The sequence below is a fragment of the Ferrimonas sediminicola genome (assembly GCF_005116715.1).
Taxonomy (GTDB): Bacteria; Pseudomonadota; Gammaproteobacteria; order Enterobacterales; family Shewanellaceae; genus Ferrimonas; species Ferrimonas sediminicola.
In genome coordinates, this window is sequence record NZ_SWCI01000001.1 from 270,682 (window position 1) to 286,820 (window position 16,139).

Sequence of the window (16,139 nt, forward strand, 5' to 3'; positions counted from 1 at the left end):
ATGTATCTGTATCACTTTGGTTTGCGTGAGCTTCCCTTCTCGCTGACCCCGAATACTCAGTTTTTTATGCAGATAGCGCCTCATGTTGAGGCGCTGCAGGTTCTGCATACCGCCCTGGCGGCGGGTGAGGGGTTCATCAAGGTGACCGGTGAGGTGGGCACCGGCAAGACGCTGCTGTGCCGAAAGATGCTCAATGAGCTGGGTGACCACTACCAGGTGGCCTACCTGCCCAACCCCTACCTCAAGGCCGATGAGCTGCGGCAGGCGGTGGCGGCCGAACTGGGGATCGCCCCCAAGGGGGACCAACACCACCTGACCGAGGCGATCAGCCGCCGGCTGCTGGCATTGGCCGGTCAGGGTAAACGAGTGGTGCTGCTGCTGGACGAGGCCCAGGCCCTGCCCGATGACAGCCTGGAGGCGCTGCGGCTGTTCACCAACCTGGAAACCGAGTACGCCAAGCTGCTGCAGGTGGTACTGTTTGGCCAGCCAGAGCTGGAGCAGCGCCTGGCCCAGAGCCAGTTTCGTCAGCTGCGTCAGCGGATCACTTTCAGCTACCGGCTTCGGCGCCTGACCCTGGAGGAGAGCTGTGGCTATGTGGAACATCGTCTGGCGGTGGCGGGCTACCAGGGCAAGCCGCTGTTCAGCTGGCAGCAGATGAACTGGCTGCACCGGGCGTCTGGCGGGGTGCCGCGGCTGCTGAACGTGCTCTGTCACAAGACCTTGATGCTGGCCTACGGCGCCGGGGTGAGGGAGCGGGTGAGTAACGAGATGCTCCGCGCGGCGGTAGTCGATACCGAGTCGGCTCAGTCGTTGCCGCCCTGGTGGCGGGAGAACCTGCTGATGGTGTTGTCGCTGGGGATGCTCTCCCTGGCCGCTACTGGCCTGGCCCTGACTATCTACCTGGAGAGGTTCCTATGAGTGTCATCAACAAGATGCTTAAGGACCTGGATCAGCAGCAGCGTCAGCGAATCCTGCAGCCCAATCTGGCGTCGGCCGCACCGCTGCAGAAGCCGCAGGCGACACACAACTGGTGGTGGCCGATCCTGACGGCCAGCCTGGCACTGACCCTGTTTATCTGGGCCGGTCTCTGGCCCAGGCTGCAGGGATCGCTGAACGCCAAACTGGCCGGCACTGAGATTGGGGCAGTGCCGGCAGCGGGCCAGGCAGAGGCCACTGGCCCGACGGGAGTCGTGGCTCTGCCCTCGGTGCCGTCGGAGACGGCGGCTGAGGAGCGTCGGGAGGCGCAGCCTGAGGAGGTGACCACCGCCGAGACGCCACAGGCCGAGCCGGCTGAACCTGCGCCGCCGAGGATGGTGGTGGCCCCGGCCAAGTTGACGCCCCGGCAGCAGGCGCAGGCCCTCTACCTGCAGGCCAAGGAGGAGGGCGGCCTGGATGGGCTGCGCCAGGCCCTGGCCCTGGACGAGTCCCTCCACCCGGCCCGGCTGCTGCTGGCGCAGCGGCTGGCGGAGGCGGACCCGGGTCAGTCCCTGGTGTTGCTGGCCCAAGCCAGCCGCCGCTGGCCTGGGGAGGTGGACTACCCGCTGACGGCGGCAGAGGTGGCCCTGGCCTCAGGCGCCCGGGAGCAGGCCAGCCTGTGGCTTGGGCAACTGAATCAGAGGGCGCTGCCACTGTCCGGCCTGGCCCGGCGGGCCGAGCTGGCCAGGGAGCTGTCGATGCTGACCCTGGCGGCCAACGACTATCGGGCCCTGGCCAGGGCCGAGGCCGACCAGGGCCGATGGTGGCTGGGGCTGGCCCACAGCCTGGATCGCCTGGGTCACTACGGTGAGGCGGTCAACGCCTACCGCCGGGCGCTGGCCACCGGCACCCTGTCGATCAGTGCCAGAGACTACATTGAGCAGCGGCTGCTGCAGCTTGGAGATGCAGGATGAAACCTCAGTTAAAACAGCGATTGGGTGACTTGCTGGTCAGCCAGGAGATCCTCTCCGAGGAGCAGCTGACCCAGGCATTGACGGCGCAGCGCAGCGGTGGCCGCAAGCTGGGGCGGACCCTGATCGATCTCGGCTTCATCGCCGAGGAGCAGCTGCTCTCCTTCCTGTCGCGCCAGCTGAACGTGCCCTTCGTGGACATCAGCGCCCGGCGACTCGATCCCAATGCGGTCAAGCTGTTGCCGGAGATGCACGCCCGCCGCTTCCGGGCGCTGGTGATCGACGCCGATGACAGCCAGGCCACGGTGGCCATGAGCGACCCGGCGGATCTGGCGGCCTATGACGCCATCGTACCCATGCTGGCCCCCCGGCGCCTGGAGCTGGCACTGGTGACCGAGAGCCAGCTGTTCGAGGGGATCGACAGCCTCTACCGCCAGACCGATCGTATCGCCTCCATCGCCGGTGAGTTGCAGCAGGAGCACCAGCAGGAGCAGGCGTTCGATCTGGCCAGCATCACCGCCAAGGACGCCGATAACGACGCCACCGTGGTGCGGCTGCTCAACTCCATCTTCGAGGATGCCATCCGCATCCGCGCCTCGGATATCCACATCGAGCCCGGCGACAAGGAACTGAGGATTCGCCAGCGGGTGGATGGCCAGCTGCAGGAGACGGTGCTGACCGAGTACGGCATCGCCAGCGCCCTGGTGCTGCGGATCAAGCTGATGGCCAGCCTGGACATCTCCGAGAAACGGATTCCCCAGGATGGCCGCTTCCACTTCGAGGTGGGCAAGCACCAGCTGGATGTGCGGGTGTCCACCATGCCGGTGCAGTTCGGCGAGTCGGTGGTGATGCGTCTGCTGGACCAGTCCGCCGGCCTGCTGGAGCTGGAACAGACCGGCATGCCGAAAGAGATCATCGCCCGCCTGAGGCACCAGATCAACCGGCCCCACGGGATGATCCTGGTGACCGGGCCCACGGGCTCGGGCAAGACCACCACCCTGTATGCGGCGCTGAATGAGCTGAACAAGCCCAACACCAAGATCATCACCGTGGAGGATCCGGTGGAATACCGGCTGCGCCGCATCAATCAGGTGCAGGTGAACCCCAAGATCGGCCTGGGCTTCTCCGAGGTGCTGCGCACCACGTTGCGCCAGGATCCGGACATCATCATGGTGGGGGAGATGCGCGACCGGGAGACGGCGGAGATCGGCCTTCGTGGCGCCATCACCGGTCACCTGGTGCTGTCGACCCTGCACACCAACGACGCCATCACCTCGACGCTGCGTTTGATCGACATGGGGGCCGCGCCCTACCTGGTGGCCAGCGCCCTGCGGGCGATCCTCGCCCAGCGGCTGGTGCGCCGCATCTGCCCCCGCTGTGGCGAGGCCCACAAGCCAACCCCGTCGCAGCTGGCCTGGCTGCGCTATATCCAGCCGCAGCTGGCCCATGAGAGCCTGGCGTACCGCCAGGGCCGGGGTTGCCAGTACTGCAACCATACCGGCTACCGTGGCCGTATCGGGGTGTTCGAGATGCTGGAGCTGGATGAGCCCATGGTGGAGGCGCTGCGCCGGGGCTGCCCGGATGAGTTTGCCAAGGCGGTGCGCCGCAGCGGCCAGTTCCGTCCCCTGGTGGACAGTGCCCTGGAATATGCCGTCCAGGGGATCACCAGTATCGAGGATGCCATGCGCCTGGCGGAGGACGTCAGTGAACTGGCGTCTCCGCTGATCGACCGTGCCCGGGAGATGAGAGACTGATATGGCTCAGTTTCACTATCAGGGACGCGACGGCAGCGGGGCTCAGGTGGAGGGGGTGCTGGAGGCGGTCAACGAGAGTGCCGCCGCCGATCAGTTGATGCGCCGCGCCATCGTGCCCCTGAGCATCGAGCCCAGGCGGGAAACCCGCAGTATCGATCTCAAGCTGCTGTTCCGGCGCAAGGTGAAGATGGCGGACCTGCAGATGTTCACCCGCCAGATGCTCTCCCTGACCCGCTCCGGCATCCCACTGCTGCGGGCCATTACCGGCCTGGCGGAGTCGAGTCACTGCCCGGTGCTGGCGGAAGCCCTCAGGGAAGTGGCAACCCAACTGACCTCGGGCTACTCGCTGTCGTCGGCCATGAACCAGCATCCCCATGCCTTCAGTGAGCTGTACGTGGCCATGGTGCACGTGGGGGAGAACACCGGCCAGCTGGATCAGGCGTTTGAGCGCCTGTCCCAGCACCTGGAGATGGAGCAGGACACCAAGCGCCGGATCAACACCGCCCTGCGCTACCCCACCATGGTGCTGGCCTCCATCGTCCTGGCCCTGGTGGTGCTGAACATCTTTGTCATCCCCGAGTTTGCCAAGATGTTTGCCAAATTCGGGGCAGAGCTGCCGCTACCGACCCGGATCCTCATTGGAACCTCGGAGTTCTTCCTGAGCTACTGGCCGCTGATGCTGGTGGGCCTGGTGGGGTCACTGGTCGGCTGGCGGATGTGGCTCAACACCGACAGGGGACGACTAAGCTTCGATCGCTTCAAGCTGAGGATGCCCATAGCCGGCACCATCCTGGACCGGGCGACCCTGGCCCGCTTCGCCCGCAGCCTGTCGATGATGCTGCGGGGCGGGGTGCCGGTGAACCAGTCTCTCTCCCTGGTGGCGGATGCGGTGGATAACCGCTTCATGCATGACCGCATCGTGGAGATGCGTCGCGGCATCGAGGGGGGCGAGACCATTACCCGCACCGCGACCCAGTCCCAACTGTTCACTCCGCTGGTGCTGCAGATGCTGGCGGTGGGGGAGGAGACCGGACGCATCGACGAACTGCTGGACGATGCCGCCGAATACTACGAGCGGGAGGTGGATTACGACCTCAAGACCCTCACCGCCAAGATCGAGCCGATTCTGCTGGCGATTGTCGCCGCCATGGTGATGGTGCTGGCGCTGGGGGTGTATCTGCCCATGTGGGACATGTTCAGTGCCTACCAGGGCGGACGCTAGTGAATCTGCAACAGTGGGTGGAGTTGCGCCTAAAGCGTGATTTTTCCCAGTTGCTGACCCTGGCGGTAATGTTGGGGGTGGTGCTCCTGCTGCTGCGCCTGTGGAACCGGCAGGCGTCGGAGCTGGACCGGAGTGTGGCCCGCATCGTTCAGGGCCGGGTGGTGACCAGCGTCAACCTGGCCCGGGTCAGCTGGATGCAACAGGGCAGGCCACAACGGATTTCCTGGTCCGTGCCGGGGGCGGGTCCAGATGGGGCGTCCCGGCGGGTGATGCTGAGGGTCAATGATCGCGGCTGGCCGGAACCGGGCAACGACTGCAGTCGCTGGTGGACGTTGATGATGGGTCGGGAGCTGTCTGACGGTGACTTTTCTGTCAACGGAGATCGCAATAGTTGCCGGGTCAGTTTCCAGTCACAGCCGTTTCTAAGGTATGATTCGGCCACAGGAAGCGTCATTTTGTTGTCGGGTGGCGGATAATTGCCACTCTTGATGCATAAGATTTTGTTTTTTAAGCCCAAAGGGTAAAATTTTTTTGGGTTCATACTGCTGTAGTCTGAGCGATGGAAGGAGGCGTGACATGAAGAGACAAGCCGGTTTCTCTCTGATTGAGTTGGTGATTGTGGTCGTGGTGTTGGGTCTGTTGGCCGCCGTGGCGCTTCCCCGCTTTATCGATATTACCGAGCAGGCCGAGGACGCCGCCTCCGAAGGGGTCGCCGGAGGCTTGGCCTCCGCGGTGGGCATTACCCGTGCCCAGTGGGAGGTGGAGGGGCGCCCTGACAACAGGGTGATTCTGGATGGAAAGAGGGTCTCTGTGAATGAGTTTGGTTACCCCGCCGGCACCAACGGCCGCAAGCCAAACGCCATGGTCGCCGATGATTGCCTGAGCCTCTTCAACGACGTTCTGCAAAGCCCGCCGCCGGCGGCGCTGTCCAGCGCCAACCTGTCTGATGTGCGTTACGCGGTAGACGTCCTCAAGGGTAACGGCGGAGCGGTAATCGGCACCAATGGTAGCAACCTCTATGACAACACCGACCTGTGTATCTACACCCAGGTGGGAACCCTGCAACTCGAGGGCAATGGCACCACTAACCAGACCCTGCGTACCGATGTGGGTAAAGGGTTTACCTATGAGCCTGGTAGCGGCCAGGTGGTCACCTTCTCCAACTAAAAATTTGTCGTAACCAGTACGGAATTAAGATTATGAAAGCACAACGTGGTTTTACCCTGATTGAACTGGTGATCGTGATCATCGTTCTGGGCATCCTGGCGGTGACCGCCGCCCCCAAGTTTATCGATCTGCAGACCGATGCCCGCACCGCCACCCTCAATGGCGCCAAGGGCTCCCTTCAGGGCGCTAACGCCCTAGTGTACGCCAAGGCGGCGGTGAACGGTGTTGAGGGTGATGATTGCACCGGTGTAACTACCGGTGGCTGTAATGCCGTGAACGAAGATATCTCTGTGCTGCCTATCTATGGTGCGGTTCCTGCTACCGAGACTGCGGTTAAGGCTGTGGCCGAGCTGGATGGTGCCGAGTGGACCTTCACCGAAGGTGCTGACGCGAATGCAGGTAAGCTGTACGTCACCCCTAAGAACGTGACGGCCAAGCCGACCGCTACCGATGCCGATGATGACGCCTGCCAGTTGATCTACACCCAAGCGTCTCAAGACGCTACAACCAAGGTGGTCACCCCAGCTAGCTACATCGTCGTAAAAGGCGGCTGCTAAGCCAAACAATAAATAATTGGGGTGCCTCAGGCTCCCCGGCAAGACTCTTTAAGGGACACAACTATGCAAAGACAATCCGGCTTTACACTGATTGAACTGGTGGTGGTGATTATTGTGCTGGGTATCCTGGCCGTGACCGCCGCGCCGAAGTTTATCAACCTGCAGAACGATGCCCGCAAGGCCACCCTGGACGGGATGAAGGCCTCGGTACAGGGGGCCAACTCCCTGATCTACGCCAAGGCGGCTATCGCAGGTGAAGAGGGTAAGCCTATTGGCACGGTGAAGATTAACGGTACCGATGTCAACCTGGTGTATGGCTACCCCAAGGCCACTAAGGCCGATCTGGAAGCCGTGCTGGATATCGATACAGACAAAGAGTGGGCCATCGATGTCACCAAGAAGCCAGAGGGCGTTGATGCCATTATCCGCCCCTTTGATTTTGACCCTGGCACCACAGGCGATAAAGAGTGCTATGTCACCTATAAGGAAGCTGCCAGTGGTGGTACTCCCACGGTTGAAGTTAAAGGGGACGATTGTTAAATCGTCTTCTAACGGTAACTAAATGGCGGGGCGACAAGAGCGCGGTTTTACCCTGATTGAGCTGGTGACCACCATCCTGCTGGTCACCACCCTGTCGGTTGTCGCCCTGTCCCGGTTTCTGGGGGCCGACCAGTTTGCGGTCCGAGCCACCCGGGACCAGCTCCTCGCCGAACTCTCCTACCTGCAACAGCTCTCCCTGGCCCGGCAGAACTGCTCCCTGAACGTGGCCTCCCATGGCTTCTGGCTTGATGCCGGCTGCGGCACCCCCGCCCGTCTGGCGCGCCAGGAGAGCTGCGATTCCGGCGACAGGGTGACCAATGGCGTCTGTCTGAATGACGGCGTCGGCCTGACCTTCAACGGCAATCGCAGTTTCTCGATCACCCTGGATAACCGCGGACGCTGGCCAACCTGTTTGGCCGCCGGCGCCCCGTGCCGCCTGACCCTGACCGGCTCGGAGACCCTGGCGGTGTGCATCGAACCCGAGGGGTATATCCATGGCTGCTGATGATCGCGGGTTCACCCTTCTGGAGCTGGTGGTGGGGATGGTGGTGCTGGCCATCGCCCTGGTGATGCTGGCGACCCTGGTGTTTCCCCAGGCGGAGCGGGCTGCCCACAGCCTCTACCAGGTGCGGGCCGCCCAGTTGGGGCAGGCGGTGATGGGGGAGCTGATGGGGCGGCGCTTCGATCAGGCCACCCCCAGCGGCGGTGGCGCGGTAACGTCCCTGAACTGCAGCAAGGTGACCGCGGGCGACGAACCCACCCGCTGGTCCTTCGTCGAGGACTACAACGGCTACCGCGGCAACGCCGCCGCCCTGTTGGGCAGCAGCGCCTACGACCGTTTCCAACTGGAGGTGGATGTGAGCTGCACCGCCGCCGTGGGCAGCACCGACTGGCCCGGCGGGGCCAAAATCATCACCATTACCGCGGTGGCGCCGGACGGCAGCCGCTACCCGTTCCAGCTGGTCCGGGGGAACTACTGATGGGCAGCCGCGGCTTTACCCTGGTGGAACTGCTGGTCACCCTGCTGCTGCTGAGCATCGTGGCTATCGGCGTTTCCAGCTTCGTGACCTACGCCACCCGCATCTATGTGGACAGCCAGGGGTGGTCGGCGTCGATCAGCCAGTACCGTTTCGGAGTGCAGCGACTCTCCCGCGAGCTGCGTGATGCCCTGCCGGGCAGCGTAGTGGTCGGCGCCAGCGGTGGCGGCCAGTGCGTCAGCTTCCGTCCCATCCTCAGCAGCGGCCACTTTATCGAGGCGCCGCTGCACAATGATTCCTCCAAGGTCTCGGTGTTTATGCCCGAGAGCTGCAGCGACGCCCCCTGCCTGGAGGGGTCGGAGTTTGTGATTCTCGACGGTTACAAGGTGCCGACGACCATCCCCAGGGTCAAAAGTGGCGGCTCCAGCTGTGATGCCGGCGTCTGCGAACTGACCCTGGACCGGACTTTGCGGCCCGGTGACTTTTCCGTGGGCAAGCGCTTCTTCGTCCCCGGAGGCCAGATTCGCTACTGCCTGACCGCTGACGGCAACCTCAGCCGCAGCGCCAACGGCCGGACCAGCCTGATGGGGGAGGGGTTTCAGAACAATCTCGCCGGCTGCGTTCCCGGTAACCGCGACAACCAGCAGTGCCCCTTTCTCCTGGAGCCGCCGAGCCTGGCGCGCAACAGCGTGGTGAAGCTGCAGTTCTGGCTGGCGGAGGCGGGCCAGACTCAGCGTTTTGCTCAGGAGGTGCAAGTTGAGAATGTCCCCTGACCAACAACGGGGCGCCAGTCTGATCATCGCCCTGTTTATTCTGGTGGTGATGCTGCTGCTGGGGACGGCACTGGTGCGCATCCTCGACAGCCAGGATGACCAGATGGTGCTGGAGGTCAACGGCACCCGAGCCTGGGCCGCCGGCCAGGCGGGGCTGGAGTGGGGCCTGGCCCGGGTATTGAACCGGGGCGGCGTCACCGCTGCCGCCGCCTGCGGCGCTGCGGCCACCACCCTCAGTGGCGGAGCGGGTCTGCCCGCCGGAGCGGGACTGGGCGGCTGCCGGGTGCAGCTGAGCTGCGCCCACACCGCCTTTACCCTGGAGGAACTGGTGCACAACCGCTTTATCATTCGCGCCGACGCCAGCTGTGGTTCCGGAGGGCTGGTGGTCAGCCGATCCTTCGAGTCCCAGGCATTCGATTAGGATGGCCGTGGTTATGGGGAGCAAATTTATGGCTCGACTGACAACGGTGGCATCGACCTGGGGGTTGCTGCTGGCCCTGCTGGGTATCGCACTGCAGGTGCAGGCGGCCTCTCAGAGTTACATCGATATGGATGCCCATCCCACGGAGAGCCTCAAGGTGATGATCAACGAGATCAATATCGATGAGGGTTATATTGAGGTGTTTTTCCGGGAGACCATCACCGATTCCAGCGGTTGGCAGATTCAGTGGGCCAGCAATGGCATCCAGGGGCCACCGGTAGTGCTTGATTGCCGCAACAACAGCTGTCAGGCCAATGCCTTCAGGGTATTTCATGGATTCACGCTCCATCCGAACCATATCGAGGTGATGGTGACGGCACCGCCGAGCCCGGAAGGCTCAAATAATAGCGTGGTGCACTACGTGCGCTCCTCCAATAACGTCAACAGCATCAAGAACAAGCAGATCTGGATTGTCGATGACAGCGTTGCCACCGACGTGTTTAAGAACGGTAGCCTGGAGAATATTTGCGCCAAGCCTGATGGCAGTGCCCTGGATTCCGACTGGGAGCGATGTGAGCCCACCGAAGGATCCTCGAATGACGGTGGGGAGACTCCGGAGCCCCCATACATTCACTTTGGCAGGGTGAATCTGAGTGGCGGCACGGCAACCATCCAGTTTCCGGGCTACACCGGCACCAGGGTGCCGCTGCTGTTCCTGATGCCTCCCATCGACCGCGAGAATCTCCCTGGTCAACCGCCCGCATCGGTGCGGATCGCCTCCATCAACAATCGCAGTGCCACCATCACCAGTTGGGGCCCAGATGGCGGCAGCAGCCACGGCATCGACAGCGTCGATTTTCTGGTGGTGACCGAGGGAGTACAGTCGTTTCAGGACCTGAACGGCACCACCAGAGTTGTCCTTGAAGCCGGCACCATTGAAACCTGCGATTACAAGGGCAGGAACTCCAGCGACACCTGGTTCAGCCCCTGCTACCAAGACCAGTCTGATTGGGTTGAGTTTCGCAATGGCTTCGGTGTCGATCTGGCCGTCCTCGCCGAGTTGCAGAGCTATAGAAACCTGGGCTTCACCGCCCCCTTCTACACCGCCCGCAGCGAACTGGCCTATACCTCGGGGGTCCATCTGGGCCTGGAAGGCAGCGAGGTGATCAATCTGTTTGAGCAAGATGAAACCCTGGCCTGGCTGGCCATCGAGGGATCGGCAGAGGTGCTGATCAACGGTGAGCTGTTACGAGTCGAGGCGGGTAATCACCTTACCAATCATATCTTTAATAGTGTCACCGCCCCCATTGCGCGGCCCCTTTCATTCCAATGCGGGAACAACGCCAACTACAGCTTCAGTGCCACCTTCCCGGCGCCTCCCTACTTCTTCTCCAACAAGCGAACCCGGGAGGGGGCCGATGGTGGCTGGGCGCGGGCCTGCTTCGTGAGTGACACCAAGTTCAACGTGGCGGTCGATGAGGATTGGCAGTTTGACGCTGACCGGGAGCACATGGGGGAGTACTTCAGTTATCTCGCCATCGAGGCCCCGACCATGGCCAGCCTACCGAGAGTTCGTCTACGCCATCCGGATAGCGCCATCAGTTGCGTCGGTGCCGAGGTGGTGGTGGATATCTGTACCAACAGCAACTGCACCGCCTTCGATACCGACAACACCTATGTAGTGACCCTGACCGCCGACCAGCCGGTGACTTGGGAAAACCTGCGCACAGGTGAATCAGGCTCCACCCTGCAGGTACTGCATGGCGATCGTGTGTTGCTGAGACAATCCGGCGCCCAAGACAGCACTGGTATCACCGTTGGTGTGAGCTCCCACGACAGCTTCTGTCTCAGCAGCGGTGGAGATACCGACTGCCTGATCTCTTTCAATCCCAGCGGCCTGCTGCTGAGCACCGATTCCAACTTCCTGACCTCCTGCAAGACTGGTGATCGTCTCGTGGTCACTATGGTCGATACCAGCTCCAACGACCCGCGTCAATGCCTGCCGGTGGCCGGTGGCGACGAAGTGATCAGCTTCAGCTTTGCCTATAAGGCGCCAGAGTTTCCCCAGGTGGCTCAGCCGCTGAGCCTCGACGGTCAGCCTCTGGCTGCCGGCACGACTCTGAGCCGGCAGATGAACTTCGAGATCGATGGTACTGACAGTCTGCCGATCCGTTACGACGAGGCAGGCAAGCTGAGGGTGAGGGCCTCCATCAATGGTGGTCCCGGAGAGGGGCAGGCGACCCTGTTCGGCGAGGCGGATATCGATTGGCTGCCGGCGGGACTGCACATCAGCGCCGGTGACGCCCTGTGCACCGCCGGTGATGCCAGCTGTGCTCCCTTTATGAAGGCCGGCAGCTCGGTGGAGGTGGATGTGACCGCCCACTGTTGGGTGGCCAACGACGATGGCAACTATGGTAATAACCCCAGGACCCGCAACTTCCGCCACCCCGGTATCGATCTTGAGCCTGAGCTGGTGGCGCCCAGTGGCGGCCACAACAGTGCAGACCTGCCCGACGATGTCAGCGGCAGTGCGGTGATCGGCAGCAATGGCGCCGGCAGCGTGGCGCGGGTGCTGGACGAGGTCGGGGTGTTCCGGTTTGTGCCCAAGAATGACATCGACTACTTGGGGCACCAGCTGCCTAGGAGCCAGGTCAGCAGCGCCAACATCGGTCGGGTGACCCCCGCCTACCTGTCGGCACAGACCTCGGACACCAGGTTGGAAGCCTACTGCAACGACTTCAGCTACCTGGGGCAGCCGGTGGCCTATTCGAGCCCGCCGGTGGTGACCGTCGCCGGCCACGCCATCGACGGCAGGGTTACGCATAACTTCGACAGTGAATTCTGGAATCTGCCCAACCCCATGGCATCCAGGCGCTATGGCACCCAGAGTGCGGCGGTCTCGGTGGAGGAGCCCGGCGGCATTGCGGTTACCGTGGCGGACGACGGGGATCTCGACGGCAGCCGCCGCTTCGGCGTCAGCAAGGATTGGATCCGCTTCAGCAGGCCGGCTTCGGCGGTAGCGCCCCTTGGAACCGTCATCGGCGGCAGCCAAACGACCCTGATCCTGCCCGCCAGCGCCTTCAGCGTCGCCGCTGATCAGCTCTGTCTGGGGCAGTGGGGCAGTTGTGAGCAGACCCAGTTCGGCACCCTCATCGGCGGCAGCTCCCTGGGGTACATTCAGGGACCGCAGCTGCGCTATGGCCGGGCGGTCCTGGCCAGTGCCTACGGCAGCGAAAGCCAGGCGGTGTCGATGCCGCTGACCCTGGAGTACTACAACGGCCGGCAGTTTGCCACTAACCTGCTGGACACCGCCTTCTTTGGCGACGGCCGGGTTCTTAATGCCGGATCCCCCGCCACTTCCGGTCGGGTGACCCTGACGGGCTCCCTGAATCCGCTGCCAACCACCTCCGGTCAGGCCTACTCCCAGCAAGGGGTGTTTGACCGCCTGGCCATCAATGGCACCGGTGCGGTGACCACATCGCCACTGACCCTGGAGTATCATCTGGAGCACCCCTTCAACAGCCAGGGAAGCTGCAGCTTCCCTGAGGCGGCCACTGCGGCGCCCCTCTGGCTGCAATGGTACTGGGACGGCGATCAGCCCTCGGTGCTGAAGAACCCCACCGCAGAGGTCACCCTGGGCCGGTTCCGTGGCCATGACAAGGTGATCTATCGTCGAGAGCTGTTCTGAGGACAGAAAGACGTTCAAATGACGCATTAACGGCCGGCGTTGCAGGCAGGTGTCGGAAAAATGGAGCAAGTCGTTTTTTCGACACTGTGAAATAACCAGCAACTCCAGTGGTAAAGCGGGTTGTGGATTGGTGGGGGCGTTGGTAAAGTTAGCTGATTTTCGCATTTCTTACCGTTTTGCATACAGGGCTGGTACATGTTCAAAAAGCTTCGTGGGGTCTTCTCCAACGACCTATCTATCGATTTAGGTACCGCCAACACTCTGATCTATGTGAAGGATCAGGGTATCGTCCTGAACGAGCCATCCGTGGTGGCCATTCGTCAGGAGGGGCCCAACGCCAAGAGCGTTGCCGCCGTTGGTAGTGCAGCTAAGCGTATGCTGGGGCGTACCCCAGGCAACATCAAGGCGATCCGCCCCATGAAAGACGGTGTTATCGCCGACTTTATGGTGTGCGAAAAGATGCTGCAGTACTTCATCAAGCAGGTGCATGACAGCGGTTTTTTCCGTCCCAGCCCGCGGGTATTGATCTGCGTTCCTTGCGGATCCACCCAGGTTGAGCGCCGGGCCATCCGCGAATCCGCCCTGGGTGCCGGTGCCCGGGAGGTCTACCTGATCGACGAACCCATGGCCGCCGCCATCGGTGCCGGCCTGCCGGTGTCCGAGGCTACCGGGTCCATGGTGGTGGACATCGGTGGTGGTACCACCGAGGTGGCGATCATCTCCCTGAACGGCGTGGTCTACTCCGCCTCCGCCCGTGTCGGCGGGGACAAGTTCGATGAAGCGATCATCAACTATGTGCGCCGCAACTACGGCAGCCTGATTGGTGAAGCCACCGCAGAGCGCATCAAGCACGAGATCGGCTCCGCCTACCCGGGTGACGAGGTGCGCGAGATCGAGGTGCGCGGCCGCAACCTGGCCGAGGGTGTGCCACGCAGCTTCACCCTGAACAGCAACGAGATCCTGGAAGCCCTGCAGGAGCCCCTGTCCGGTATCGTCAGTGCGGTGATGACCGCCCTGGAGCAGTCTCCGCCGGAGCTGGCCTCCGACATCTCCGAGCGCGGCATGGTACTCACCGGCGGTGGCGCCATGCTGCGTGACCTGGACCACCTGCTGCAGGAGGAGACCGGCATCCCGGTGGTGATCGCCGACGAGCCCCTGACCTGCGTTGCCCTGGGCGGTGGTAAGGCTCTGGAGATGATCGATATCCACGGCGGTGATCTCTTCGCCGAAGAGTAGTTGGCGGCCTCCGCTGAATGAAACCTTTCTTTAACCGTGGTGCGTCTGTGCAATACCGCCTGTTTATGGCGGTATTGCTTTCTCTCGCCCTGATCCTGGCCAACGACAGGCTGTTGCCGTTGCGCTCGACCATGGCCACCCTGGTGAGTCCGTTGCAGTACTTGGCCAACTTGCCGGCCCAGGTACTGGATGGGCTCTCCACCAACCTCTCCTCCCGCGCCGAGCTTCTCCGTGAGAATGAGCGTTTGCGGCAGCGTCAGTTGCTGATGAGCGAGCAGTTGCTGAAGATGGCCAACCTTCAGGAGGAGAACGACCGCCTGCGTGCCCTGCTGCAATCCCCAACACGTAAAGACGCCCGTCGAATGGTGGCCGAGGTGATGTACGTGGACAGGGATCCGTTCAAGAGCCAGATTCTGATCGACAAGGGCATCAATGAAGGGGTCTACGTGGGGCAGCCGGTGCTGGACGATTCCGGTGTGGTGGGGCAGGTGACCGAGGTGGCCCAGTCCACCGCCCGGGTGCTGCTGATTGCCGACTTTACCCACGCCATTCCGGTTCGGGTCGCCCGCAATGATGTGCGTGCCGTTGCCCATGGCAGCGGTAAGCTGGATCAGCTGGAGTTGGTGAACGTGCCCATGAGCACCGACATCCGCGTGGGCGACCTGCTGATCTCTTCCGGGCTGGGTCAGCGGTTCCCTGAAGGTTACCCGGTGGCCACGGTCACCCAGGTGGTGCGGGATGAGGGGATGACCTGGGCACAGGTCAGTGCCGAGCCCGTGGCCCACCTGGATAGAATTCGCTACCTGTTGCTGCTGTGGCAGAACGAAGTACACAGGATATCGCCCCGGGAGGTGACGGGTGGATAAGCCACAACGCTACGGCATCATCTGGATCACCATCCTGATTGCCCTGTTCCTGCAGATCATGCCCCTTCCCCAAGTGGTGGCAGCCTGGCGCCCGGACTGGGTGCTGTTGGTGCTGGCCTACTGGACTCTGGCCCTGCCGCACCGTGCGGGCATTCTGACCGCGTTCCTGGTGGGCCTGCTGTTGGACGTGCTGCTGGGGGCCACCCTGGGGGTGCGCTCCCTGGCGCTGTCTGTGGTGATCTACCTGGTCGCCCTGCAGTATCAGAAGCTGCGCCACTTTGCCTGGATTCAGCAGATGGGCGTGGTCGCCATGCTGAGCCTGCTCAGCCATCTTCTGGTATTCTGGGCTGAATATCTTCATAGCGGTGTTCAGCTCTCCTGGGAATACCTGAAACCGGTGGCATTTACCCCCCTGCTGTGGCCCTGGGTGTTCTGGTTGCTCAGGCGAACCCGCCGTCATTACAAGGTAAAATAGTATGTCCCTGCCAAACTGCTTCCTGGCCTCCTCCTCTCCCCGCCGGAGAGAGCTGCTGGGGCAGCTGGGCTGTCAATTCGATTGCGTCAGTCCGGAGATCGATGAAACCCCGGGAGATCGGGAGAGTCCAACTGATTATGTGGCTAGGCTGGCCAGGGAGAAGGCCTGGGCCGGGGAGGCGCTGACCGACGGTTCCCGTCCGGTACTGGGTTCGGACACCGTGGTGGTGCTCGATGGTCGCATCCTAGGTAAACCCAGGGACCAGGCCGACGCCGAAGCCACCTTGGCGGCCCTTCGGGGACGCAGCCATCAGGTGATGACCGCCGTTGCCGTGGTGTGGCGGGAGCGGCTGGAGCAGGCCCTGGTGGTCACCGAGGTCACCTTCGGCGCCATGACCGCCGAGCAGATTCGCGACTACGTCGCCGGCGGCGAGCCCATGGACAAGGCGGGAAGTTATGGCATCCAGGGAGAGGGCGGGGCCTTTGTGAAGGCGATAAACGGCAGCTACTCTGCCGTAGTGGGCCTGCCTCTGGTAGAGACCCGGGAACTCTTGTCACGTTTTTAATAGGTTGGAGGT

The 16,139-nt window shown here is 62.7% G+C and carries 17 protein-coding genes; all 17 read left to right on the top strand.

The features are described 5' to 3' along the window. The 17 genes from FCL40_RS01215 to FCL40_RS01295 all read left to right on the top strand — a co-directional run bounded on the left by FCL40_RS01215 (position 1) and on the right by FCL40_RS01295 (position 16,127). The gene (locus FCL40_RS01215) at positions 1 to 918 is read left to right on the top strand and encodes an ExeA family protein (protein ID WP_136850541.1); all 918 of its coding nucleotides are present in this window, start codon (positions 1 to 3) and stop codon (positions 916 to 918) included. After that, positions 915 to 1,889: a tetratricopeptide repeat protein gene (locus FCL40_RS01220; protein WP_136850543.1), complete on the top strand. Its 975-nt coding sequence runs from the start codon at positions 915 to 917 to the stop codon at positions 1,887 to 1,889. Before FCL40_RS01215 ends, FCL40_RS01220 begins: the two co-directional genes overlap by 4 nt. Beyond that, a complete protein-coding gene (locus FCL40_RS01225; RefSeq protein WP_136850545.1) occupies positions 1,886 to 3,640 on the top strand; it encodes a GspE/PulE family protein in 1,755 nt (584 codons plus the stop codon). The genes FCL40_RS01220 and FCL40_RS01225 overlap by 4 nt, the downstream gene beginning before the upstream one ends. 1 nt (position 3,641) lies before the next feature. Continuing rightward, a complete protein-coding gene (locus FCL40_RS01230; protein ID WP_136850547.1) occupies positions 3,642 to 4,862 on the top strand; it encodes a type II secretion system F family protein in 1,221 nt (406 codons plus the stop codon). Next, positions 4,862 to 5,338 carry a hypothetical protein gene (locus FCL40_RS01235; RefSeq protein ID WP_136850549.1) on the top strand — a complete coding sequence of 159 codons (477 nt, stop codon included), beginning with the start codon at positions 4,862 to 4,864 and terminating at the stop codon, positions 5,336 to 5,338. The genes FCL40_RS01230 and FCL40_RS01235 overlap by 1 nt, the downstream gene beginning before the upstream one ends. Positions 5,339 to 5,438: 100 nt before the next feature. Further along, on the top strand, positions 5,439 to 6,029 hold the full coding sequence (locus FCL40_RS01240) for a prepilin-type N-terminal cleavage/methylation domain-containing protein (RefSeq protein WP_136850551.1): 591 nt from the start codon (positions 5,439 to 5,441) through the stop codon (positions 6,027 to 6,029). A 32-nt stretch (positions 6,030 to 6,061) separates the two neighbouring features. Further along, a complete protein-coding gene (locus tag FCL40_RS18850) occupies positions 6,062 to 6,586 on the top strand; it encodes a type II secretion system protein (protein ID WP_136850553.1) in 525 nt (174 codons plus the stop codon). Positions 6,587 to 6,649: 63 nt separating this feature from the next. Then, positions 6,650 to 7,126 carry a type II secretion system protein gene (locus FCL40_RS18855; protein WP_136850555.1) on the top strand — a complete coding sequence of 159 codons (477 nt, stop codon included), beginning with the start codon at positions 6,650 to 6,652 and terminating at the stop codon, positions 7,124 to 7,126. 22 nt (positions 7,127 to 7,148) lie between these two features. Then, on the top strand, positions 7,149 to 7,631 hold the full coding sequence (locus FCL40_RS01255) for a pilus assembly FimT family protein (protein ID WP_136850557.1): 483 nt from the start codon (positions 7,149 to 7,151) through the stop codon (positions 7,629 to 7,631). Beyond that, on the top strand, positions 7,621 to 8,106 hold the full coding sequence (locus FCL40_RS01260; protein WP_136850559.1) for a type II secretion system protein: 486 nt from the start codon (positions 7,621 to 7,623) through the stop codon (positions 8,104 to 8,106). Before FCL40_RS01255 ends, FCL40_RS01260 begins: the two co-directional genes overlap by 11 nt. Continuing rightward, on the top strand, positions 8,106 to 8,876 hold the full coding sequence (locus FCL40_RS01265) for a prepilin-type N-terminal cleavage/methylation domain-containing protein (protein ID WP_136850561.1): 771 nt from the start codon (positions 8,106 to 8,108) through the stop codon (positions 8,874 to 8,876). The genes FCL40_RS01260 and FCL40_RS01265 overlap by 1 nt, the downstream gene beginning before the upstream one ends. Further along, the gene (locus FCL40_RS01270; RefSeq protein WP_136850563.1) at positions 8,866 to 9,297 is read left to right on the top strand and encodes a pilus assembly PilX family protein; all 432 of its coding nucleotides are present in this window, start codon (positions 8,866 to 8,868) and stop codon (positions 9,295 to 9,297) included. The genes FCL40_RS01265 and FCL40_RS01270 overlap by 11 nt, the downstream gene beginning before the upstream one ends. 28 nt (positions 9,298 to 9,325) lie before the next feature. Beyond that, a complete protein-coding gene (locus FCL40_RS01275) occupies positions 9,326 to 12,985 on the top strand; it encodes a DUF6701 domain-containing protein (RefSeq protein ID WP_136850565.1) in 3,660 nt (1,219 codons plus the stop codon). A 195-nt stretch (positions 12,986 to 13,180) separates the two neighbouring features. Then, positions 13,181 to 14,221 (top strand): rod shape-determining protein, encoded by a 1,041-nt coding sequence (locus tag FCL40_RS01280; RefSeq protein WP_136850567.1) that lies wholly within the window; start codon positions 13,181 to 13,183, stop codon positions 14,219 to 14,221. 17 nt (positions 14,222 to 14,238) lie between these two features. Further along, on the top strand, positions 14,239 to 15,087 hold the full coding sequence (gene mreC, locus FCL40_RS01285; RefSeq protein ID WP_136850569.1) for a rod shape-determining protein MreC: 849 nt from the start codon (positions 14,239 to 14,241) through the stop codon (positions 15,085 to 15,087). After that, entirely contained in the window at positions 15,080 to 15,562 is a 483-nt protein-coding gene (gene mreD, locus FCL40_RS01290) for a rod shape-determining protein MreD (protein ID WP_267873490.1), read from the top strand. The genes mreC and mreD overlap by 8 nt, the downstream gene beginning before the upstream one ends. 1 nt (position 15,563) lies before the next feature. Continuing rightward, positions 15,564 to 16,127, top strand: a complete 564-nt coding sequence (locus FCL40_RS01295) for a Maf family protein (protein ID WP_324614055.1) — start codon at positions 15,564 to 15,566, stop codon at positions 16,125 to 16,127. Positions 16,128 to 16,139: the final 12 nt, after the last annotated feature.